This is a genomic window from Flaviramulus basaltis (assembly GCF_900114265.1).
Classification (GTDB): Bacteria; Bacteroidota; Bacteroidia; order Flavobacteriales; family Flavobacteriaceae; genus Flaviramulus; species Flaviramulus basaltis.
The window spans coordinates 764,926-785,352 of the sequence record NZ_FPKV01000001.1; the positions used below are offsets into that span (position 1 = coordinate 764,926).

Here is a 20,427-nt window from a genome sequence, read left to right on the forward strand (position 1 = left end):
CATCCTAAAATTTCGGTGCAAATGTACGGTTTTAATTAATATTTTAAAGTTTTTAGTTAAAAAAAAACGAGATTTGAAACTGTTGCTTTTTTAGTTAAAAAAAGCTATTTATTATTTAGCATTTTTACAATGAAAATTAACTCGAATAATAAGTACAAAAAATAAGGAATAAAAAATGCAATAACGTCGTTTAAAGCCGATTGTTCCTTATTAAGGATAAGAGGTAAGAGAAAAACAATAGATGCCATCATCTTTAATAAACTACAAGCTATAAACGCAAAACCGGTTTTATCTGAGAACGTTTTTTGTACAAAAAAAACAAAAAGATAAATGAGTAAAGTTGCAAAAAAATGAAAGCAATAAATACTCCAAGTATTATAAAAAAAAGTTTTTATATGTTTTAAATGCTCTATAACAAAATACTGAATGCTAAATAAAAGAAGTGTAAAGGCTATTAAAACAAATAAGAATGTTTTTAGTTTTTTATTCATTATTCATATTTGTTACTTGCTTAATCACAAAATACATAGAAATTGCAAGACCTAAAAGTGAGAAAATTAAAGTATAAGCGCTAAAATTATTGGGGAATTTTCCATCAAGCCATACCCCAAAGAATGCAAAAAGACATATAATTGCAATCATTTGAAAGGCAATACCAGAAAATTTAATATAATTATTAAGCTGTTTTTTCGGTTTCTGGTTTTCTTTGTCCACCATTGTTCATTTCTTTTACAGCGCCTTTCATAATACAGGTTACATTAAACGTTGCCCCTGGTTCTACAGCTAGTTTACCCGCAACGACTTCACCTTCAACATGTGCAGAAGATTTTAAAGTTAATGTGCCTGATAATGCTAATTTACCAGAAAACTTGCCTTCAAAATAGGCGTCTGTTCCGTTTAAAGTGCCTTTTATTAATCCTGATCTACCAAGAACCACTTTGCCTGATGTTTTAATATTGCCTTCTATAGTTCCGTCTATTCTAAAATCGCCTTCGCTATTAAAATCGCCAACTAATTTAGTGCCTTGAGCAATAATGTTTTGGTTTGATGTACTTTCTGCCATTTGTTTTTCTTTTTTGTTTTCAGAGAACATAATGTGTTAGGTTTTAATTGTTATCTAGATTCAAATATGCATCCAAATTTTTATGAATTTGAATGATTTGATAGTTTGTAGATGTTACTACAAAATATGGGGTTTTTATTTTTTTATTATCTTCTTTCGTTAATAATTGATCAAAAGTTCTTGCAACAGTTCCTGTTTTTAAGCCATGAACAATTACAAAAGTTGTTTCTGGATTATAAACATCTATTGATGATGTTAATTTATAATATCTAATGTTTTCTAAAACCTCATCTAAAGTTTTTTGAAAATTCGCAACTTCCTCTAAGTTAATATTTTTAAATTGAAAAACAACTTTATAATTATTGGTTACACTGTCGTTTTCTGCAATAAACTCTTTACTGGCTAATTTAGGTAAAATATTAGACTCAATATTTTGTGCCTGTTTACCCTCTAGAGTATTTGCATAAGTAACCGCAAGATTATTTATGGCTTTACCATAAGCTTCGTAACCGTATAAACGACCTATTGCTATCGCTTTTAGCAATTCAAATTTTGGCACAATAGGTTCGCCATCAAAAGTATTTATGTAGTTTTTACTTTTGGAAATGACATCTTCATATTCTTGGTTTTGATACTGAATATATAAAGCTTCATATAAACTCTCAGGACTATTTTCATCTTTATCTGAAACCAATTCTGGGTTTTTTAGAATGGTTGCATATCTAGATTCTGGATATGTTGAAATAATATCATTTTTAGCAATTGTAGCTTCATCATTTTCACCTAACAATTCGTAAATCTTATATAAGTTATATTTTGAAGGTAAAATTAATCGCTCTTCTGGATTGCTATTTAATAAGTTTTCAAATTTGCTTTTTGAAAGCTCGTATTCTTTAAACTTCTCTTTATAAATTAACCCCAATTGATAATAAGCATAGTTTCTGTCTTTAGAAATGCTATCAATTTCTTTTTCGGTTGAAGGAATTTTAGAAATATAAAACTGAGGATCAAATTTTTCTTCATCAGATGCTGATGCTATCAAATTATCTGCAGTAACTGAGGCATTATCCGTTCCACCCACAACACCTTTACTTGACCATCTCCAATCGTCTTCTAAAGCTCTATCTCCCCAAGTTTTTACAAATTCATTTTTTCCATATGCTACGGTTGTTGGGTTATAAAAATAAAATAATGCAGCTTGATTTGGAGCACCAGCCCTTTGTGTTGGACCTCCAATAGTATTGTTAACTGTTACTAAACCGCTATTGCGTTCGGCAGCTTGGGCTTTTTCCTTTTCTTCTTCAGCTTTGATTTTTAATTTTTCAATAAATGAATCAAAATAAGCAACACGTTCTGTTTCTGATAAGTTTACTAAATTTAAAATACTATCGTTTGTTGAAGCAATTGCTTCATAGTAAATAACATCTTCTAAATTATCGCGTTTACGCTTAATTACACGATATGGTTTAGAATTAAGCTCAAGATTAATCATTGTGCTATCATAATATTTACCTGCCTCAGCATAAACAGACGTATCAAAATTCATATCACCAAGAATTTCATAATTCTTAGCTTTCAAAAATTTATCTCTAGAATTTGTTCGTAACGACTTGTTGTAATAAGCAACAGCTAAAGAATCGGAATTATTATTTAAATGAAATGTGCCTATTTGGTGATAAATTTTATCTAAAAACGGTCTGTTTTCTCTATTTTCTTCAAGTTCTGTAAGCAATTCTGATGCTTCTAATTTATTACCGTTTTCATAATCGAAATTTTTAATTTTTTCGAGGTATGCAGTAATCATATATATTCTAGGTGTTTTACGATTCAGCTCAATAACTTTATCAAAAGCAATATTTGCACTGTCTTTGTAACCTAATTCATTATACAATTGCCCTTGTATAAACCTATAACGACCACGTTCGTCATTGCTTTTTGTAGCATTCGAAGCGATTTCAAGTTGTGTAATGGCACTATCTATAGATTTTGTATTTAAATACGCTTGTGCAAGAATAGAAGTAGCATCAGCCAAATCTTGTTTTTCGAGTTCTTCTTGTTCTAATAATCGCTTAAGGTTTTTAATTGCTAGCTCATCATTATCTAAACGAATATTAGCTTTTTCTCGCCAAACTTTTGCTTGATTTATTTTATCGCTTGCTGGATATTTGTAAAGTATATAATTAAAGGCTTCTAACGCCGGAATAAAACGTTGATCGAAATATCTGGCTTTTCCTAAAAGCAAATAAGCTTCATCTATTTGTGGGTTTTTCTCTTTCCCACCAATATTCATACTATGCTTTTGAATTGTTTTTGTAGCTTTTTCTTCAGCTCGAGAGAAACTTTCGTTTTTTGATTGCCCAGGAAGCACCATGTCTTCAAATACTTGCATGCGCTCTATAGGTAATACTTCCCAGTAATTGTCAAAATACGCCTCATTTAAACTGCTTCTACCTTCTTCTAAAGCATTATAACCATTATACAGCGTGTTAAATTCTGCTGTAACTGCATGAAAATTTCGATTAATAAACTTGTCTTTTTTTCTGGAACAACTTACAACCAAAAAAATAGACAATAAAATAGGTAATATGCCCTTAAATGATGTTTTCAAATGCTGGTATTTTTAGTCTAAAATAATAACTACAAACTCTTGCTATTATTATACATAGTGGTAAAAATAAGCATCTTTTTGAATTAACCTATAATATGAATTGACTTTTGACTGAAATACTAATTCGAAAAATGCACTTCGAGTTCTTTTAAAGTCGCTTCACTTGTTTTTAAGTCTTTTACAACTTCTCCTTTTTCAAGCACTACAATACGCTCGCAAACATCGGTAACATGCATTAAATCGTGACTTGAAATTAAAACAGTAACGCCTTGTTTTTCGGCTAAATCTTTAATAATACCCTTTAAACGAATTTGAGTTGTAGGGTCTAAATTTGCAAATGGTTCATCTAAAACAATAACTTCTGGGTTGCCAATTAATGCAGCAACAATTCCAGCCTTTTTTTGATTTCCTTTACTTAAATCGCGTAAATACTTTTTCTGTCCCAATATTTCACCATGAAAAAAGTCTTCAAATTGAGAAACGAGGTTATCTACATCGGCTTTATTTTGTCCACGTAATTCCCCAATGAAATAAAAATATTCTTCGGCTGTTAAATAGCCTATTAAAAAACTTTCATCAATAAAAGCTGATGTAAAAGGTTTCCAATCTTCACTTTGGTTTACTTGTATATCGTTACTTTTTATATGACCAGTTGTTGGTTGAATTAAATCTAAAAGCAAACTGAAATAGGTCGTTTTACCGGCACCATTATTTCCGACTAAACCAAAACTCTGACCTTTAGGGATTTCTAAAGATTCGATATTTAAAACTTGTTTACCTGCGTATTTTTTTGATAAGTTTGATGTTGTTATCATGATTGTATATTGTTAGTTATTTTGATCGAAAGCATCAATCATTTTATATTTTGATTCTAAATATTTTGCAGTGATTGTTTTCATTAGTTTTTGATGAAACACAATACCTACTACTCCAAGAATGGCTATTATTAAACAAGCTAATTCAAACCCAATTAAAAAGTAAAATATAGCAAATATTCCCATTGGAACAAGTAATAAAGGAATCCCAATAAGCCATTGTACTGCACCTGTGCCTTGGTAGTTAAACGCCGCTTTTTGACTTAAATCTATCTTTTTTCTATTAAAAGAGCCACCATATAAAATAACATGTGTATTAACACCAATGTTATAAATAGCAGCAGCAAAATGTGCTAATAAAATTTTCCATCCAAAAAACACATAAGGAATCCCTAAAATGAATAAAATAGCAACACTAACTGCCATTAAAGTGAATTTTGATTTTAAATATTGTTCATATTTAATATTTTGACTCATAAGCAGTTTGTAATAACCACTGTCCCAAGCTGGAATAAATTGTCCAAAATTAATTAGAAATATCCCTGTCGAAAAAATCCCAATAAATACAAAGAACCACGGCATGTCCTGATATGTTGGTTGTGGATAAAAGAATAAACCATACAATAACCCTAATAGAACCATAAAAACTGAAGACTTGGTTCGTTTATTACGCCAAATAAGTTTTAAATCTAATTTTAAAAACGGGGCTATGTCACCAAAGTTTTTTGTCCATTCCAAGTTAGATGCGTTTACCTCTTTTACTTTAGTTTTTAAACCACTGTCTAAAAATAGCTTTTGTTTTAAAATCTTGAAGTTGTATACGTAAAGCCCTATAAGTATTAATATTGGTATTAAAATATATATTGGGTTTTCATAAATTGCTGTAATTCCTTTTGAAAGCGCACCAGAAATATTTATAATTCCAAAATGATTTAAGCCATAAAGCGCACCCACCAAAACAATAATAGGTAAAAATGATAATTCGGTTTCTGCTGATAAACTTTCAATTATAAAATTAAGAAAGTTACTAATTAGCGTTAAAAGAATAATTGTTGCCAACCAAACTAAAACTGTTGAAGTATCATATCCTCCGAAGTAAATAAGCTTTATACTAAAGGGAACAACTGCAAATAATGGCAAGAAATTAATAAATGAAAAGACCGATTTTCCTAATACATAATTAACAATCGATTTACGTTTTATAGGAAGTGTTAGTAAAGGCTTAACACTCATTACCGGTAATTTTTGGAAGAAAAACCGAACTACCAAGTCGCCTAAAACCCAAAAGAATATTAAACCACTAAAAGCAACAAGCGGATCTAAATCTGGATATGATTCTTTCAGAATTTTATCCATTAAAAAGCCCACAAATAAAAACATGCCCATAAAATATAGCGCTAAAAAGCCCATAAATATTTTAATTCCTATGCTTTTTCCAAAACTTGCAGATCTAAAAAAGGATTTCCACTCTAAGCTTAAAAAATGCTTTATCATAATAAGTATTTTTAATTATATTTTTGAGCAATAGCCTGAACTTCCATTCCCCAAGATTGTCCAAACATCATAGCTTTTTGAGTTAACCCTAGTTGTTTTTCAGCTAGTTTCTTTCCTAAATCGGTATTATAAAAAACCACTAACTCTTGTATCTCACTTTCTGTAAATTCTGTCATATATAATTCTGCCATTTTATCGTATAAACCAACTAAGGTGCCATTGGCCTCTTTAGTATAAGCTTCTTTATTTTCGGTCGATACCATAGCTCCTATTTGATCAATAGCGCTTTCAAATGCAGTTCCTGCACCAGTGAGTTTTAAAAACTCAACAGTTTCTTTTTTAAATTCTGAATTTTCTTGAGCTATAACTTGAGTAGAAATTGCTAAAACGAATAGGCATGCTAATAAAACTTTTTTCATGTTGATTATTTTTGTGGTTAATGTTTATGATTTTATTCACTTATTTCTACCTGTTGGTAAACTTTTTACGGTAATTGTTACAAACAAAGTTAAAATTTGAAAAACAACTTCACTATTTTTGTTAAAAATAATTTTACATGTCATCATTTCACAAACTCGCAATTAAGTCTATAGATAGACTAACTGATAAATCCATTAGTATTTCTTTTAATATTCCAGAAAACTTAAAAGACACTTTTAAATTTAAGGCTGGTCAATACATAACTTTAAAAACTATTATTGATGGTAGCGAGGTAAGACGTGATTACTCGCTATGTGCTTCTCCAAAAAGCGGTGAACTAAAAATTGCTATAAAAGAAGTTGTTGATGGAACTTTTTCTGCATATGCTAATAAAACTTTAAAAGTTGGAGATATGTTAGAAGTAGCCTCTCCAAAAGGGCGTTTTATTTTTGAACCCAACGATTCTAAAACAAAAAACATTGCTGCTTTTGTAGCGGGTAGTGGTATTACACCTGTTTTAAGTATTGTGAAATGTGCTTTAGAAGAAGAAGTTCATAGTAAAGTTATTTTAGTTTATGGGAACAAAACAACTGCAGACACCATGTTTTTTAATGAGCTTTTAGAGCTTCATCACCAATATAAAGATCGTTTTTCAATTCAATTTGTTTTTAGCCAACAAGATGAAAATGATGCTATTTTTGGTAGAATTGAAAAAAGTACGGTTAACTATGTGATGAAAAACAAATACAAGCATGTTGAAGTTGATGCCTTTTACCTTTGTGGTCCTGAAGCAATGATTCATACTGTTAAGGATGTTTTAACCGAGCATGATATTGATGAAAGTCGAATTCATTTTGAACTTTTTAAAGCTTCAAAAATTGATGAAGTTGAGGAAATAGGAAATGTAGCCAGTGGAAAAACGAAAATCACTATTACTGTTGATGATGAAACCACAACTTTTGAAATGTCTCAAAAGCAAACCATTCTTGAAGCGGCTTTAGACGAAGATTTAGATGCACCATATTCTTGTCAAGGTGGTATTTGCAGTAGCTGTTTAGCTCGTGTAAAAGAAGGTGAAGCAACTATGAGACAAAACAATATTTTAACAGAAAATGAGGTTGCAGAAGGCTTAATCTTAACCTGTCAAGCACACCCAACAACACCTAATATTGTTGTTGATTATGATGATGTTTAAATAACAGACTTTATTTTTTCAATAATAATTTCAGGAGAAATACTTCTTGATACTTCTTTATAATTTTCTGGATATTTATTACCATAAACAGAAGTTGGTATTAAAGGGAATTTTTTTCTATCAGGAAGCAACGCGTAATCTTCTGGTTGATTAAATGGTGCAAACCCAGCAAAAGGATGTGTTACACCCCAAATGGTAATTACTTTTATTCCTAGCATTGCAGCAATATGTGCATTTCCAGAATCCATAGAAAGCATAACATCTAAGTTTGAGATAACATCTAGTTCTTCATCCAATGACAATTTTCCAGAAATATTTATAACGTTATCTATATTGTTTGCAAAACTATTTAATGTTTCTGTTTCTGTTTTTCCTCCGCCAAACAAAATCACTTTATGTTCTTTTGAGAGCTTTTCAACAACAGCCTTCATAGCATCTAAAGGATACATTTTGCCTTCATGAGCAGCAAAAGGAGCAATTCCAATACATTTTCGTGAATCGTTACCTATAATCTTTTGAGTTTTCTCATTCAAAATGGCCTTGTCTGGAAAACTAGGGTTTAATAAAGTTAAAGGATAACCTAGTGCCTCAAAAACATCAGCATACCGTTGGTGTGTTGTTTTTAATGGCTCAAATATTTCGCCTGAAGTTAAAAGGTGTTTTTCTTTTCTACCTTTATCTATAGAAATAAAGTGTTTATATTTTAAAAACTGCTTTAAAATCTTACTTCTTAAAACATTATGTAAATCGGCAACAGCATAAAAATTATTGCTTTTATTAAGTTCTTTCGCTAATTTATAAATCCCATAAACGCCTTTGTGTTTTCCTTTTACTTCTGCAGAAAAGACCTCAACATTATCCAGATTTCTAAAAAAAGGTGTAAAAAAAGCACGTGTTAAAACCGTGATTTTTATTTCAGGATACAGTTGAGTGAACACCCGTAAAACTGGGACTGTCATAGCCACGTCTCCCATTGCTGAAAGACGAATGACTAATATATGTTTGGGCTGTTTTGGCATCTCGACTTTTAAAGTGAGATTCCTGTTTTCACAGGAATTTTATTTTTGAGAACGTAGTACTGGGTTTAACTCATCATCATTATACATTTTCATTTGTTTGTAAACTTTCATGTATTTATCCCCTTTTTCAATATCACTTAAAAGAGTGTCAATTGCAGTAGATAAATCTACACGTTGTTCTAATAAAATATCTAGTTTTTTTTGACAAGCTTCTCTATGTGAATCTGAAGCATCTTTACGAGTTGCCTCTTCATTCATATGGTAAATTTTCAAAGCTAAAATAGATAATCTATCCACACCCCAAGCTGGACTTTCGGTATTAATAGTTGCATCTTTTTTTGGTGAAACTTCATTATATTTTTCAAGAAAATAACTATCAATATATTCAACCATATCCGTTCTGTCTTGGTTTGAAGCATCAATTTGACGCTTCAAAGTTAAGGCTGCAACAGGATCTATTTGTGGATCTCTAATAATATCTTCATAATGCCATTGTACGGTATCAATCCAACATTTTCTGTATAATAAATGTTCTAATAAATCACTTTCAGTATACTCATTTTCAAAAGGCTGATCTACAGTGTTTATAATGTGATATTTTTCAATAACGTCTTGAAATATTTTGTTGGCTTTACTTGTAAACATGTTGTATTAAATTTGATGTGCAAATATACTTCATATTTAATTAACTTTACCATTGAAAAACCCACTACAAACTATGCATATTCATAACATTTCTCAGCAAAACTCTATTTTAAATACATTTATTTCAGAAATAAGAAGCGAAAACATACAAAAAGACAGCATGCGTTTTAGAAGAAATGTTGAGCGTATAGGTGAAATATTGGGGTATGAAATGAGTAAAACTCTAAATTATAAATCTAAAAACATAAAAACGCCTTTAGGTCTCTGCGATATAAATTTGTCAAATAATGATATTGTTTTATGTTCCATCTTAAGAGCAGGAGTACCATTACATAACGGCTTATTAAATTATTTTGATACTGCTGAAAATGCTTTTATTTCAGCATATCGCCATCACAAACATGATCCTGAAAGTTTTGAAATTATTGTTGAATATTTAGCATGCCCAAATTTAGAAAACAAAACGCTTATTTTAGCTGATCCTATGCTAGCAACAGGGCAATCTATGGTAGCGACTTTTGAGGCTTTAAAACCATTTGGAAAGCCTAAAGAAGTTCATTTAATTAGTATTATTGGAGCTCAAGAAGGTGTTGATTTTGTTAATACCCATTTTGATGACAATGTCCATTTATGGATTGCCACTGTTGACGAAAAACTAAATGACAAAGGATATATTATCCCTGGACTTGGAGATGCTGGCGACTTAGCTTTTGGTGAAAAACTACAGCAATAACAGTATAAAAGGTGTTATAATTAATATTGAAAAAAACACTTCTTTAAACCACTTTTCTTGAATAACCTCAATATAATTGGTAATAATTATTGCTAATGGCGCAAATAAAAATAAAAACTCACTGCCGTTTTTTGTAGGCACATGTATCACAATTAAAAAAGCTATGATAGCAGCAATAATGATAATTTTGAATGAGGCCCTTGATACTTTTTTTTTCTTTTTTATGTTTTTTAAATAAAAAATTGAAGACCAAACACCAAAGGACAAAAGCAGTGTTATGGCTACAAGATATTTTGTTGAATTGTAATTAGTAAAATCATAACTTATTTGAAAAGATGTGTCAATCAATTCAAAATAATTATCGTACAAAAGAATAGATGCACTTACTGAAATAGCAAAAACGGTGAGAACTCCTAGAAAAGGTATAATCCAATGTCTAATATTATTGTCGGCATATAAAATAAGTGCAATTAATATTAACGCAAAAAAAAGAAAAGACCAAAAATAAAATAGAGCGGCAATAGCAATCCATGATGAGGCATCAAAAAGCTTCTTTTTTACATTTTTTTGAGACTGTAAGCTAATTATTCTCCTAAGCCCTAATAGCACAAAAAAGTTTGAAACAATTACATTTGTATAGCTTGTGGTTTGCGTAATGAAAAGCAAAAACAGGCTAAATAATAACATTTCATAATTGTTTTTTTTAGTTAAACTGTTTTTACTTAAAATAAAATTTAAAAGCAAAATAGAGGCATAAATTATAAAAAGCACTCCTATTTGTTTTACAATAAAACCAAAACTAACCGCTTCATTTGCTACACTTTTTTTAGCAATAATAAAAGCTAAAAATGCGATAAAAAAAACGATGATAAAATTTATTGATTTAGATTTATTAAAAATACTTGTAATCATTAACTGTTTTTGTATTTTTGCTTTGTAAATATAGTAACTATAATACGGTTATAAAATAATAAAATATCTCATGAAAGATTTCTTATACGCTATACAAGATTTGTTTGTTAATGTCCTTTTTGCTCCATATGATGCTTTAAGAGCTTTGGAATTGGAAAACTGGTTTGCTGCCAACACTATTTCTTGGATATTTATCATCATTGGTTTTGTTGCCATGGTATATTGGATGTTGCAACTAAAAATATTTAACGACAATAACGAAGAGAATAAAAGCGTTTCTGCCCACTCTTATTTATAAATCGAATCCAATATCTTTACGATAATTCATCTTATCAAAGTGTAGTTTTTCTATATTTTGATAAGATTTTTTTATGGCCTCTTGGTACGTATTTCCGTATGATGTTATAGCCATAACACGACCGCCAGAGGTTACAATTTTCCCGTCTTTAATTTGAGCTCCTGCGTGAAAAGGAATTGAGTCTTCAATGTTTTTAATGCCTGTTATTTCCTTACCTTTTTCATAAGCTTCTGGATAACCTCCTGAAACAAGCATAATTGTTGTTGCAGCACGTTCGTCAATTTCAATATCAATTTTATCTAAAGTTCCATTAGCCATTGCTTGTAGAATTTCTACAAAATCATTCTTTAGTCTCGGTAAAACTACTTCTGTTTCTGGATCGCCCATACGTACATTGTACTCAATTACTTTTGGATCGTCACCAACTTTAATAAGTCCGATAAAAACAAAACCAACATAAGGTAAATTATCCTTTTTAAAGCCAGCAATAGTTGGTTTTACAATACGTTCTTCTATTTTGTTAAGAAATTCATCGGTTGCAAAAGGCACTGGAGAAACCGCTCCCATTCCTCCTGTATTTAAACCCGTATCTCCTTCTCCAATTCGCTTATAATCTTTTGCTGTTGGTAAAATTTTATAGTTTTCACCATCAGTTAATACAAAACAACTTAATTCAATACCGTCTAAGAACTCTTCAATAACAACTTTCGTGCTTGCCTCTCCAAATTTAGCATCAACCAACATGCTTTTTAATTCGGCTTTTGCTTCATCTAAATCATTTAATATAACAACACCTTTACCAGCCGCTAATCCATCTGCTTTTAAAACATATGGCGCATTTAAAGTTTCTAAAAAAACATAGCCTTTTTCTACTGTTTCTTTTGTAAAACTCTCATAAGCTGCTGTTGGAATATTATGACGATATAAAAACTCTTTGGCGAATTCCTTACTTCCTTCTAATTCTGCTGCGGCTTTTTGTGGCCCAATAACAGATACGTGTTTAATAGCATCATCATTTAAAAAATAATCGTGTACGCCTTGAACTAATGGGTCTTCAGGTCCGACAACAACCATATCTATAGCTTTATCTAAAACTAACTCTTTAATAGCTGTAAAATTGGTAACACCAATATTTACATTAGTTGCTATTTCTGCTGTCCCCGAGTTTCCTGGCGCTACAAATAATTGGTTGCATTTTGAGCTTTGAGCTATTTTCCAAGCAAATGTATGTTCTCTTCCGCCAGAGCCAAGAATTAAGATATTCATGTATTTGTTCATTTTATTGAAGTGCAAAAATAAAATTAATGCCACCATTTCACGAATATTTTTTATTTACTTTACAAAAATTATCTTCATTTTGAATCTATTCGACCTTTCTTTAAAATTAAATGGCTTTTCTATTAATAAAGCTAAGCGGGTTTTGAAAAGTATTCAGAATAAAAATGATAAAGAGTTTAACACTTATGTCGAAACTAAAAAACAAGAAATTGTTGCTTTTCATTTAAAGCATAATTCGTTTTATAAAAACTTTGCTAAAAATGCAAATCTCTTAGATTGGAATAGTATTCCTGTTATGACTAAACAGGATTTACAGCAGCCTTTAGAGCAACGCCTTACTATTGGCTTTAGCCAAAGAAAAATTTATGTAAATAAAACATCTGGTTCTTCTGGAAATCCTTTTTATTTCGCTAAAGATAAATTTTGTCATGCTCTTACATGGGCCGTTTTTATTAACAGATATAGTCTATTTAATTTAGATTTTAACTCATCTAAACAAGCTAGGTTTTATGGAATTCCACTAAATACATCAAGCTACTACAAGGAACGTTTTAAAGACATATTAGGTAAACGCTATAGATTTTCTGTTTTTGATTTAAGTTATAATAAATGTGAAAAAAATCTAGAAAAATTTAAAGACTCAAAGTTTAATTATATATATGGATATACCAGTGCTATTGTACAGTTTGCTAAATTTTTACAACAAAAAAAAGTTGTTTTAAAAACCATTTGCCCTTCTATTAAAGCCTGTATTGTAACTTCTGAAATGCTTTTTGAAGCAGATAAAACTCTATTAAAGACATATCTTGGTGTTCCAATTATTAATGAATATGGTGCAGCAGAATTAGGTTTAATTGCTTTTCAAAATAAAGAAGATGAATGGCTAATAAATAATGAAGATTTATTTGTTGAAATTTTAGATGAAAATGACACAGTTTTGCCATACGGTAAAGAGGGTAGAATTGTTGTTACATCACTATATAACAAAGCGCACCCTTTTATTAGATATGACTTAGGCGATATAGGAACCTTCTCTAAATTAAGCACGCCAGAAAAGCTAATCCTAGAAAAATTAATAGGTAGAACAAACGATATTGTAATATTACCAAGTGGAAAAAAAGCAGCAGGTTTAACATTTTACTATGTTACCAAAACCGTTATTGAAAATGATGGAAATGTAAAAGAATTTATTATTGAACAACTTAAACTAGATGCTTTTAAAATTAGTTATGTAAGTAATAATATACTTGGTGATACTCAGGTAAAAGCTATAAAAAAAGCTATTACCAAATATTTAGAGCCTAATTTGAATATTATTTTTAAGAGAGAAACTATTTTAAATCGTGCCAAAAGTGGAAAACTAAAACAGTTTAAATCTTATTTGTAGAAATTATTTGATGTGGTTTTATAAAAAAATGTTCTTTTAAAAATATAAGCATAAAATATAAGGATTTAATTGAAGAGAATTTTAAACCTTTTTTATAAACCCAATAATTATACTTAATAAGCTTAAATTTATTTGAAGATATTGAATTTTTATGGACACGATAATATGCTAGCGACTCCTGAATACCTTTGGCGGGTTTTCCCGACATTTTTAGTGCCTTTAACCACAGAGCCCAATCTTGTCGTTTACGTAAATTAGGAGACTTTATTTTGCCTAAAACGCCAACATTATAGATGCCTGTTAAATTACCAATATAATTACTTTTTAATAATTTGCTAAATGATAACTCGTTTAACGCTAAAACCGTTTTATTGATGCTATCCCCTTTTTGATTTATTAACTCATAACTACAATAACATACATCGCAATTTTGTTTACTCATAAAAACAAGTTGTTTTTCTAATTTTTGAGGTTTCCACAAATCATCTGGATCTAAAAAAGCAATATAGTCTCCAATAGAGGCGTCAATACCTTTATTTCTTGTAAGAGCTGCTCCTAAATTGACTTTATTTGTAAGTAATTTTATATTCTCATTCTTGAGAATAAAATCTTTAATTGTATTAATTGTATTATCTGTAGAAGCGTCATCAATTAATATTAACTCCCAGTTTTCATATGTTTGGTTAATGACACTATTTATGGATTCTAAAACATAGGCTTCAGAATTAAACAATGGCATTATAATAGAAATTAAAGGTCTTAACATATTAAATCAATAAGCTTTTTCTTCTCCTTTTAAAATATTAATAACTGTTTGTATAATAATTTTTATATCTAGTAATAGGGACCAGTTTTCAATATAAAAAACATCATACTTTACACGGTTTATAATATCTTTATCTTTTTCAATTTCTCCTCGATATCCTTTTATTTGAGCTAAACCAGTAATTCCTGGTTTAGTATTATGCCTGAAAATGAAATTGTATTTATCAATTTTCTTTGAATAATCATCGGTATAAGACAACATATGGGGTCTAGGCCCAACAACGCTCATTTCTCCTTTTAAAACATTTATAAATTGTGGTAACTCATCAATACTTGTTTTACGCAAAAATTTCCCAACTCTTGTTACACGAACATCCTTTTGCTTTACATAAGTACCTTCAATTTCTTTAGTAATACTTAATGATCTATACTTATAGCAATAAAACTCTTTATAATTAATTCCATTTCTTTTGTGTCTATAAAATAATGGCCCTTTAGATTCTATTTTAATGAAAATAAATAAAATTAAAGAAAGCCATGATAGAACAAAAATTATTATGAATAAAGAGAAGAAAATATCAAAAGCTCGTTTTAAAGGCTTATTGAAATCATTATTTAACGCTACTTCTTGAATAGATAATACAGGAAGATACATGTAATAATCTGTTTGAAGGCGTTTAGTAAAAAGTTTCTTTGTGTTTGGAACAAATTTGATGTTGCAATGATTCATATTAGCATACTTAACATACTCATTAACTTGTTTTTCTGTTAACTCATCAATGGCACAATAAATCTCATCTATTTGTTTATTTTCTTTTAAAAACTCAAAACTATCTTTAATTGTTCCTGTTTTATTTTTATCTTCAGAATTACTAAAAACAGCTTTTAAATTATAACCTAACTCTTTCTTTTTTGTAAAAATATTTTTGAGTTCTTCAATACTTTGTCCGCTACCAACAATTATAACATTTCTTAAATTCCCTTGAAGGTAAGAACGAAAAGTTTTTAGAATAAAAAAACTAAGTATTTTAATACTGGCTATAGCCATAAATGAATAAACTAAATACTTTAGAATAAAAATAGCCTGAACATTAATACTTCTAAAAAAACCTACAAACGCAAATACGGCTATAGCATAAACAAAAAATTGTTTAAATAAAAGCGATAAGATATTTATTAAAAAAGTGTATCTATAAACACGATAAAATTTTAATAAAAGAGTAGAAATTAGCCAAAATATTAACGAATAAAATACGTAAAGTAAGTGTTTGTTATTGAATAAATCTGTTGAGAAAAAATATAAGTTTTCCTCATTAAAATTTAATAAATAAAACGCGAAAAAATTTATTACAAAAAGATCATATATAATTAGTAGAGGTCTTAATAGCCATGAATATCTACCTCGCGTATATTCCACGAGCTAGTTATTTATTAATAAATCCTGTGAAATCTTTATGCTCACTTTTATGAAGTTCTTCTTCTGTTAGATTTTTAAAATATTCAAACGTTATTTTCATTCCTTCTTCTCTTCCTACTTTTGGTTCCCATCCAAGTAATTTCTTAGCAAGACTGATATCAGGTTGTCTTTGCATTGGATCGTTAACAGGCAAATCTTTATAAATTATTTTTTGAGTAGTACCTGTTAGTTTTATGATTTCTTCAGCAAAATCTTTAATAGTTATCTCATGTGGGTTTCCAATATTTACTGGTTCAGCATAATCACTTAATAGTAATCTGTAAATACCCTCAACTTCATCGTCTACATAACAAAACGAACGTGTTTGAGAACCATCTCCAAAAACAGTTAAATCTTCTCCGCGAAGTGCCTGCCCCATAAAAGCAGGAATTACCCTACCATCATTAAGTCTCATTCTTGGTCCATAGGTGTTAAAAATACGTACAATTCTTGTTTCAACACCATGAAATCTGTGATATGCCATAGTAATGGATTCTTGGAATCTTTTTGCTTCATCATAAACTCCACGTGGTCCAATGGTGTTTACATTACCATAATAATCTTCGGTTTGAGGATGCACTAATGGATCCCCGTATATTTCTGATGTTGATGCTATAAGCATTCTCGAATTTTTGGCTTTTGCTAAACCTAATAAATTATGCGTTCCTAAAGATCCTACTTTTAGTGTTTGAATTGGGATTTTCAAATAATCTATAGGACTTGCAGGTGATGCAAAGTGTAATATATAATCAAGACTTCCTTCAAATTTTATATATTCGGTAACATCATGATCAATAAATTCAAAATTTGAATTATTTAACAAATGTTCAATGTTTTTTTTATCTCCAGTAATAAAATTATCCATTCCAATAACTTTATAGCCTTCTTTTATAAAACGATCACATAAATGAGATCCTAAAAAGCCTGCTGCGCCTGTGATTAATATTTTTTTCATTATTATTTGGTTTATGTTATTTACATTAAAATTTTATAAAGAAAATTATATATCCCTTTTTAGTAATAAGAATTTAAACTTTTATATTCTGGAACCAGCTTCTTAATTTTCTTGACAATTTTATTAGATTTATATTCTTTTGCAGCCTCAATTATTTCATCTATTTCTTTTTCTGCATAATCAAATTTATCATTATTTTCTTTAACAAGCATTATTTTTTTATGAGAAGTCGAACTTGTAGTCGATTTACTATTTAAAAGTTCTTCGAATAATTTTTCTCCTAGACGTAAACCTATTAGTTTAATTTCAATATCCTTTTCAGGAATGAACCCTGATAAGTGAATCATTTTTTTGGCAAAATCAATTATCTTTATCGCCTTACCCATATTGAAAATGTAGGTTTCATTGTTTGTTCCCATTGAGCTAGCCTCAATTACCAACTGGCTAGCCTCTGGAATAGTTATAAAATATCTTGTAATATCTGGATGTGTAATGGTTATTGGACCACCTTCTTCAATTTGTTTCTTAAATAAAAAGAACACCGATCCATTTGACCCTAAAACATTTCCAAATCTTGTTGTAATAAATTTTGTCCTATCTTTTTTGTTTGAAGAATTATATAAAAATTGTAAATACATCTCTGCAATGCGCTTTGTAGCCCCCATAACACTACTTGGGTTAACGGCTTTATCTGTTGAAATCAATACAAAGCGCTCTGTTTTATATTTAACCGACAAGTCGGCTAAAATTTTAGTCCCCATAATATTAACTAATACAGCCTCAGATGGGTTATTCTCCATAATAGGAACGTGTTTATATGCCGCACAATGATAAACAATATCTGGTTTGAACTTTTTGAATAGATGTTTAAGTGTTTTTTTACTCCTAATATCTCCAACTACAGGATAAAAGTTAAGCGAATTATATTCCTTCTCTATTATAAGTGAAAGGTTGTGAATAGCTGTTTCCGATTGATCAATCACTACAACCTTTTTAGGATTATATTTTCCTATTTGAAGAACTATTTCAGAACCTATTGACCCTGCTCCTCCAGTAACAAATATAGTTTTACCTTCAATTAGTTGTGAAGTATTACTACAGTCTGTACAAATCGAGCTTTGCCCTATTAAATCCTCTATTTCAATGTTATGCTTTACCAAAAACTTAATGCTTTATAAAAATCTATTTATTCTTATCGAAAATAAATTGGGTTATAACTTCTTCAATTCTTTTTTTTTCATCTTGAGTTAAATTGGACCCTGATGGTAAACATAACCCTGTTTTAAACAAATTATTACAAATGTTTGAACCATAATATGGGTAATCTTTAAATACAGGTTGCATGTGCATTGGTTTCCATAATAATTTTGTCTCAATATTATATTTTAACAGTTCCAATCTTAGGTCTTCATTATTAAATCCAACTTTAGTTTTATCTATTAAAACACAACTTAACCAATGATTTGAAATAAAACTAGAATTAGGGCTTTTAAAAACTTTTATACCACTAATTTTTTTAAAAAATTCTTGATAAAACCTATTTGCATCTCGCCTTAAGGCAATGTAATTATCTAAAACTTCCATTTGAGCCCTACCAATCCCAGCAGCTATATTACTCATGCTATAATTATAGCCTATTTCACTATGTTGGTAGTAAGGCGCAGAGTCTCTTGCTTGAGTTGATAAAAAAAGCGTTCTTTCTCTTAGCTTACTTGTTTTACAAATTAAAGCTCCTCCTCCAGAAGTAGTTATAATTTTATTTCCATTAAATGATATTATTCCATAATCACCAAATGTTCCACATTTTTGCTCATTATATGTTGAACCTAATGCTTCTGCGGCATCTTCTATAATTGGGATATTATATTTTAACGATATTGAAATTAGCTCATCCATTTTTGCAGGCATCCCATAGGAATGGACTAAAATAATAGCCTTAGGTCGTTTTCCTTTAGATACTCTATCTTTTAGGGCTTTTTCTAAATGAAGTGGGCACATATTCCAAGTTTCATTTTCACTATCAACAAAAACAGGTATTGCTCCTTGATAAACTATTGGATTTGCCGAGGCGGAAAATGTGAAACTTTGACAAATAACCTCATCACCTGATTTAACTCCTAAATGAATTAAAGCTATGTGAATTGCTGACGTGCCAGAGTTTAAAAGTGCTATTTTTGATTTTTTTAAAAAAAACACTTCTAACTGCTTTTCAAATCTATCAAGATTTTCACCATAATTTGAAACTTCTCCTTTGTTTATTGCCCTCTCAATATATTTTATTTCGTTGCCACCAACATGAACAGAAGATAGTTTAATTTGCTTCATTTCTTATTTTATCTTTTTGTATGTTTTCGTTTTAATGAAGTAATATACTAAAGATAGGAACACAGAAAGTATAATAAAACTGATTATGTTGTTAAAATTGATTTTAATTGAATAATAAACAATGGCGTTTAAGCCTAATTGTAAAATAAAGTATGCTGCAGCAATTGCTAAATGTGGAATTTTTATTTGATTAGCATAAAGCTCGTATAAATGCCTAAGGTGTGATTTAAAAATGTTTTCTTTTCTATATAACCTTTCTATAATTGTCCAACCGCCATCTAACGCATAAATTCCTAAAATTAAAAAGACTAAAGGGTTTTTAGTAGCTACAAATAATTTTAAAGTAAAAAACAGAATTGTAAACCCTATGGTTATGCTACCCACGTCTCCTGCAAAACATTTTGGTCTTTTCCTAAAATTAAAATAACCAAAAACTACTGTAGAAATAATAAAAATTAACAGTAGGTTACTATTCGTAAAATGAATTAAAAATGTGTTTATTAGATACAAAGTAATATAACTGCAGAGGGAATTTAAAAAAGTCATTCCATTTATACCGTCCATAAAATTATAAATATTCGAATAGCCTAATATCAATATATAAGTAAAAAAAACACTTGAAATCACCTTTACAAAACCATTATCAAATATGTCAAAAGTAAAAAGCACTATAGTAGCTGAAATAAATTGAAAAATTATTCTAATTATTGGTTTTGTAGTTTTACAATCATCAATAAAGCTAACAACAGCAATTATTATCGTCGCTATAATAAAGTAGCCTAAAACCTTATCGACTTGTTCATAGAAAAAAAAGAAAAAAAGAAAAAGAGCGGGGAGAAAAATAATACCACCCCCTCTTACAGTAGAAATAAGATGACTATTTCTGTTATTTGAATGATCTTCAATACCCTTTAATGATGCATACTTTATATAAAAAATTTCAACTAAGAATAGAACTATAAAGATTATTATAAAAATGATCATTCCTTTTTATATAAATAGATTTACGGCTTAGATTAAAACCTTAAAAACAAGTGGTAATGCCTTTTCATGTTTAAA

At 29.5% G+C, this 20,427-nt stretch carries 21 protein-coding genes; 4 read left to right on the forward strand and 17 right to left on the reverse strand.

What is annotated here, in order from left to right; translation table 11 throughout:
• Positions 1-104: 104 nt before the first annotated feature.
• The 7 genes from BT151_RS18780 to BT151_RS03565 all read right to left on the reverse strand — a co-directional run bounded on the left by BT151_RS18780 (position 105) and on the right by BT151_RS03565 (position 6,399).
• Positions 105-491, reverse strand: coding sequence for a DUF6168 family protein (locus BT151_RS18780; protein WP_072400367.1), 387 nt, complete (start codon positions 489-491; stop codon positions 105-107).
• Positions 484-717, reverse strand: coding sequence for an AtpZ/AtpI family protein (locus BT151_RS03540; protein ID WP_072400368.1), 234 nt, complete (start codon positions 715-717; stop codon positions 484-486). Before BT151_RS03540 ends, BT151_RS18780 begins: the two co-directional genes overlap by 8 nt.
• Complete coding sequence (locus BT151_RS03545; protein ID WP_072400369.1) at positions 677-1,093, reverse strand: bactofilin family protein; 417 nt, start codon at positions 1,091-1,093, stop codon at positions 677-679. The genes BT151_RS03540 and BT151_RS03545 overlap by 41 nt, the downstream gene beginning before the upstream one ends.
• Positions 1,094-1,106: 13 nt before the next feature.
• Positions 1,107-3,671, reverse strand: a complete 2,565-nt coding sequence (gene porW, locus BT151_RS03550) for a type IX secretion system periplasmic lipoprotein PorW/SprE (RefSeq protein WP_072400370.1) — start codon at positions 3,669-3,671, stop codon at positions 1,107-1,109.
• A gap of 119 nt (positions 3,672-3,790) precedes the next feature.
• Positions 3,791-4,486 (reverse strand): ABC transporter ATP-binding protein, encoded by a 696-nt coding sequence (locus BT151_RS03555; RefSeq protein WP_072400371.1) that lies wholly within the window; start codon positions 4,484-4,486, stop codon positions 3,791-3,793.
• 12 nt (positions 4,487-4,498) lie between these two features.
• Complete coding sequence (locus BT151_RS03560) at positions 4,499-5,980, reverse strand: DUF5687 family protein (protein ID WP_072400372.1); 1,482 nt, start codon at positions 5,978-5,980, stop codon at positions 4,499-4,501.
• 11 nt (positions 5,981-5,991) lie between these two features.
• On the reverse strand, positions 5,992-6,399 hold the full coding sequence (locus BT151_RS03565) for a DUF2059 domain-containing protein (RefSeq protein ID WP_072400373.1): 408 nt from the start codon (positions 6,397-6,399) through the stop codon (positions 5,992-5,994).
• A gap of 137 nt (positions 6,400-6,536) precedes the next feature.
• On the opposite strand from BT151_RS03565, the gene BT151_RS03570 reads away from it, so the two are divergent.
• Positions 6,537-7,595, forward strand: coding sequence for a ferredoxin--NADP reductase (locus tag BT151_RS03570; RefSeq protein ID WP_072400374.1), 1,059 nt, complete (start codon positions 6,537-6,539; stop codon positions 7,593-7,595).
• Here the strand turns inward: BT151_RS03570 and BT151_RS03575 are convergent.
• Positions 7,592-8,614: a glycosyltransferase family 9 protein gene (locus tag BT151_RS03575; RefSeq protein WP_072400375.1), complete on the reverse strand. Its 1,023-nt coding sequence runs from the start codon at positions 8,612-8,614 to the stop codon at positions 7,592-7,594. The two genes, BT151_RS03570 and BT151_RS03575, sit on opposite strands and share 4 nt — an antisense overlap.
• Positions 8,615-8,653: 39 nt before the next feature.
• On the reverse strand, positions 8,654-9,259 hold the full coding sequence (locus BT151_RS03580) for a DUF4254 domain-containing protein (RefSeq protein ID WP_072400376.1): 606 nt from the start codon (positions 9,257-9,259) through the stop codon (positions 8,654-8,656).
• A 73-nt stretch (positions 9,260-9,332) separates the two neighbouring features.
• Between BT151_RS03580 and upp the strand changes: the two genes are divergently transcribed.
• Positions 9,333-9,992 carry a uracil phosphoribosyltransferase gene (upp, locus tag BT151_RS03585; protein ID WP_072400377.1) on the forward strand — a complete coding sequence of 220 codons (660 nt, stop codon included), beginning with the start codon at positions 9,333-9,335 and terminating at the stop codon, positions 9,990-9,992.
• On the opposite strand, the gene BT151_RS03590 is transcribed toward upp, so the two are convergent.
• Entirely contained in the window at positions 9,981-10,904 is a 924-nt protein-coding gene (locus BT151_RS03590) for a DUF6427 family protein (protein ID WP_072400378.1), read from the reverse strand. The two genes, upp and BT151_RS03590, sit on opposite strands and share 12 nt — an antisense overlap.
• A 70-nt stretch (positions 10,905-10,974) precedes the next feature.
• Here BT151_RS03590 and BT151_RS03595 point away from each other — a divergent pair, with 70 nt between their 5' ends.
• Positions 10,975-11,202: a DUF6341 family protein gene (locus BT151_RS03595; RefSeq protein WP_072400379.1), complete on the forward strand. Its 228-nt coding sequence runs from the start codon at positions 10,975-10,977 to the stop codon at positions 11,200-11,202.
• Here BT151_RS03595 and purD read toward each other — a convergent pair.
• Positions 11,197-12,468, reverse strand: a complete 1,272-nt coding sequence (gene purD / locus BT151_RS03600; RefSeq protein ID WP_072400380.1) for a phosphoribosylamine--glycine ligase — start codon at positions 12,466-12,468, stop codon at positions 11,197-11,199. The two genes, BT151_RS03595 and purD, sit on opposite strands and share 6 nt — an antisense overlap.
• A 91-nt stretch (positions 12,469-12,559) precedes the next feature.
• Between purD and BT151_RS03605 the strand changes: the two genes are divergently transcribed.
• Positions 12,560-13,867, forward strand: a complete 1,308-nt coding sequence (locus BT151_RS03605; protein ID WP_084647851.1) for a phenylacetate--CoA ligase family protein — start codon at positions 12,560-12,562, stop codon at positions 13,865-13,867.
• Here BT151_RS03605 and BT151_RS03610 read toward each other — a convergent pair.
• Genes BT151_RS03610 through BT151_RS03635 form a run of 6 tightly spaced genes read right to left on the reverse strand, consistent with a single transcriptional unit; the run spans position 13,851 to position 20,352 of the window.
• Complete coding sequence (locus BT151_RS03610) at positions 13,851-14,633, reverse strand: glycosyltransferase family 2 protein (RefSeq protein WP_072400381.1); 783 nt, start codon at positions 14,631-14,633, stop codon at positions 13,851-13,853. The two genes, BT151_RS03605 and BT151_RS03610, sit on opposite strands and share 17 nt — an antisense overlap.
• 6 nt (positions 14,634-14,639) lie before the next feature.
• Positions 14,640-16,049 carry an exopolysaccharide biosynthesis polyprenyl glycosylphosphotransferase gene (locus tag BT151_RS03615; RefSeq protein ID WP_072400382.1) on the reverse strand — a complete coding sequence of 470 codons (1,410 nt, stop codon included), beginning with the start codon at positions 16,047-16,049 and terminating at the stop codon, positions 14,640-14,642.
• Positions 16,050-16,056: 7 nt separating this feature from the next.
• Complete coding sequence (locus BT151_RS03620) at positions 16,057-17,043, reverse strand: UDP-glucuronic acid decarboxylase family protein (RefSeq protein WP_072400383.1); 987 nt, start codon at positions 17,041-17,043, stop codon at positions 16,057-16,059.
• A gap of 59 nt (positions 17,044-17,102) precedes the next feature.
• Positions 17,103-18,203, reverse strand: coding sequence for a UDP-N-acetylglucosamine 4,6-dehydratase family protein (locus tag BT151_RS03625; protein WP_072400384.1), 1,101 nt, complete (start codon positions 18,201-18,203; stop codon positions 17,103-17,105).
• 22 nt (positions 18,204-18,225) lie between these two features.
• A complete protein-coding gene (locus tag BT151_RS03630; protein WP_072400385.1) occupies positions 18,226-19,368 on the reverse strand; it encodes a DegT/DnrJ/EryC1/StrS family aminotransferase in 1,143 nt (380 codons plus the stop codon).
• A 3-nt stretch (positions 19,369-19,371) separates the two neighbouring features.
• The gene (locus tag BT151_RS03635) at positions 19,372-20,352 is read right to left on the reverse strand and encodes an MraY family glycosyltransferase (RefSeq protein WP_072400386.1); all 981 of its coding nucleotides are present in this window, start codon (positions 20,350-20,352) and stop codon (positions 19,372-19,374) included.
• Positions 20,353-20,427 lie beyond the last annotated feature (75 nt).

What these genes read in the sequence shown, in the direction of transcription:
- purD (WP_072400380.1), bottom strand. Translation starts at nt 12,468, where the DNA reads ATGAATATCTTAATTCTTGGCTCTGGCGGAAGAGAACATACATTTGCT.
- upp (WP_072400377.1), top strand. Translation starts at nt 9,333, where the DNA reads ATGCATATTCATAACATTTCTCAGCAAAACTCTATTTTAAATACATTT.
- BT151_RS03595 (WP_072400379.1), top strand. Translation starts at nt 10,975, where the DNA reads ATGAAAGATTTCTTATACGCTATACAAGATTTGTTTGTTAATGTCCTT.
- BT151_RS03555 (WP_072400371.1), bottom strand. Translation starts at nt 4,486, where the DNA reads ATGATAACAACATCAAACTTATCAAAAAAATACGCAGGTAAACAAGTT.
- BT151_RS03560 (WP_072400372.1), bottom strand. Translation starts at nt 5,980, where the DNA reads ATGATAAAGCATTTTTTAAGCTTAGAGTGGAAATCCTTTTTTAGATCT.
- BT151_RS03575 (WP_072400375.1), bottom strand. Translation starts at nt 8,614, where the DNA reads ATGCCAAAACAGCCCAAACATATATTAGTCATTCGTCTTTCAGCAATG.
- BT151_RS03620 (WP_072400383.1), bottom strand. Translation starts at nt 17,043, where the DNA reads ATGAAAAAAATATTAATCACAGGCGCAGCAGGCTTTTTAGGATCTCAT.
- BT151_RS03610 (WP_072400381.1), bottom strand. Translation starts at nt 14,633, where the DNA reads ATGTTAAGACCTTTAATTTCTATTATAATGCCATTGTTTAATTCTGAA.
- BT151_RS18780 (WP_072400367.1), bottom strand. Translation starts at nt 491, where the DNA reads ATGAATAAAAAACTAAAAACATTCTTATTTGTTTTAATAGCCTTTACA.
- BT151_RS03635 (WP_072400386.1), bottom strand. Translation starts at nt 20,352, where the DNA reads ATGATCATTTTTATAATAATCTTTATAGTTCTATTCTTAGTTGAAATT.
- BT151_RS03580 (WP_072400376.1), bottom strand. Translation starts at nt 9,259, where the DNA reads ATGTTTACAAGTAAAGCCAACAAAATATTTCAAGACGTTATTGAAAAA.
- BT151_RS03590 (WP_072400378.1), bottom strand. Translation starts at nt 10,904, where the DNA reads ATGATTACAAGTATTTTTAATAAATCTAAATCAATAAATTTTATCATC.
- BT151_RS03565 (WP_072400373.1), bottom strand. Translation starts at nt 6,399, where the DNA reads ATGAAAAAAGTTTTATTAGCATGCCTATTCGTTTTAGCAATTTCTACT.
- BT151_RS03570 (WP_072400374.1), top strand. Translation starts at nt 6,537, where the DNA reads ATGTCATCATTTCACAAACTCGCAATTAAGTCTATAGATAGACTAACT.
- BT151_RS03545 (WP_072400369.1), bottom strand. Translation starts at nt 1,093, where the DNA reads ATGTTCTCTGAAAACAAAAAAGAAAAACAAATGGCAGAAAGTACATCA.
- BT151_RS03540 (WP_072400368.1), bottom strand. Translation starts at nt 717, where the DNA reads ATGGTGGACAAAGAAAACCAGAAACCGAAAAAACAGCTTAATAATTAT.
- BT151_RS03630 (WP_072400385.1), bottom strand. Translation starts at nt 19,368, where the DNA reads ATGAAGCAAATTAAACTATCTTCTGTTCATGTTGGTGGCAACGAAATA.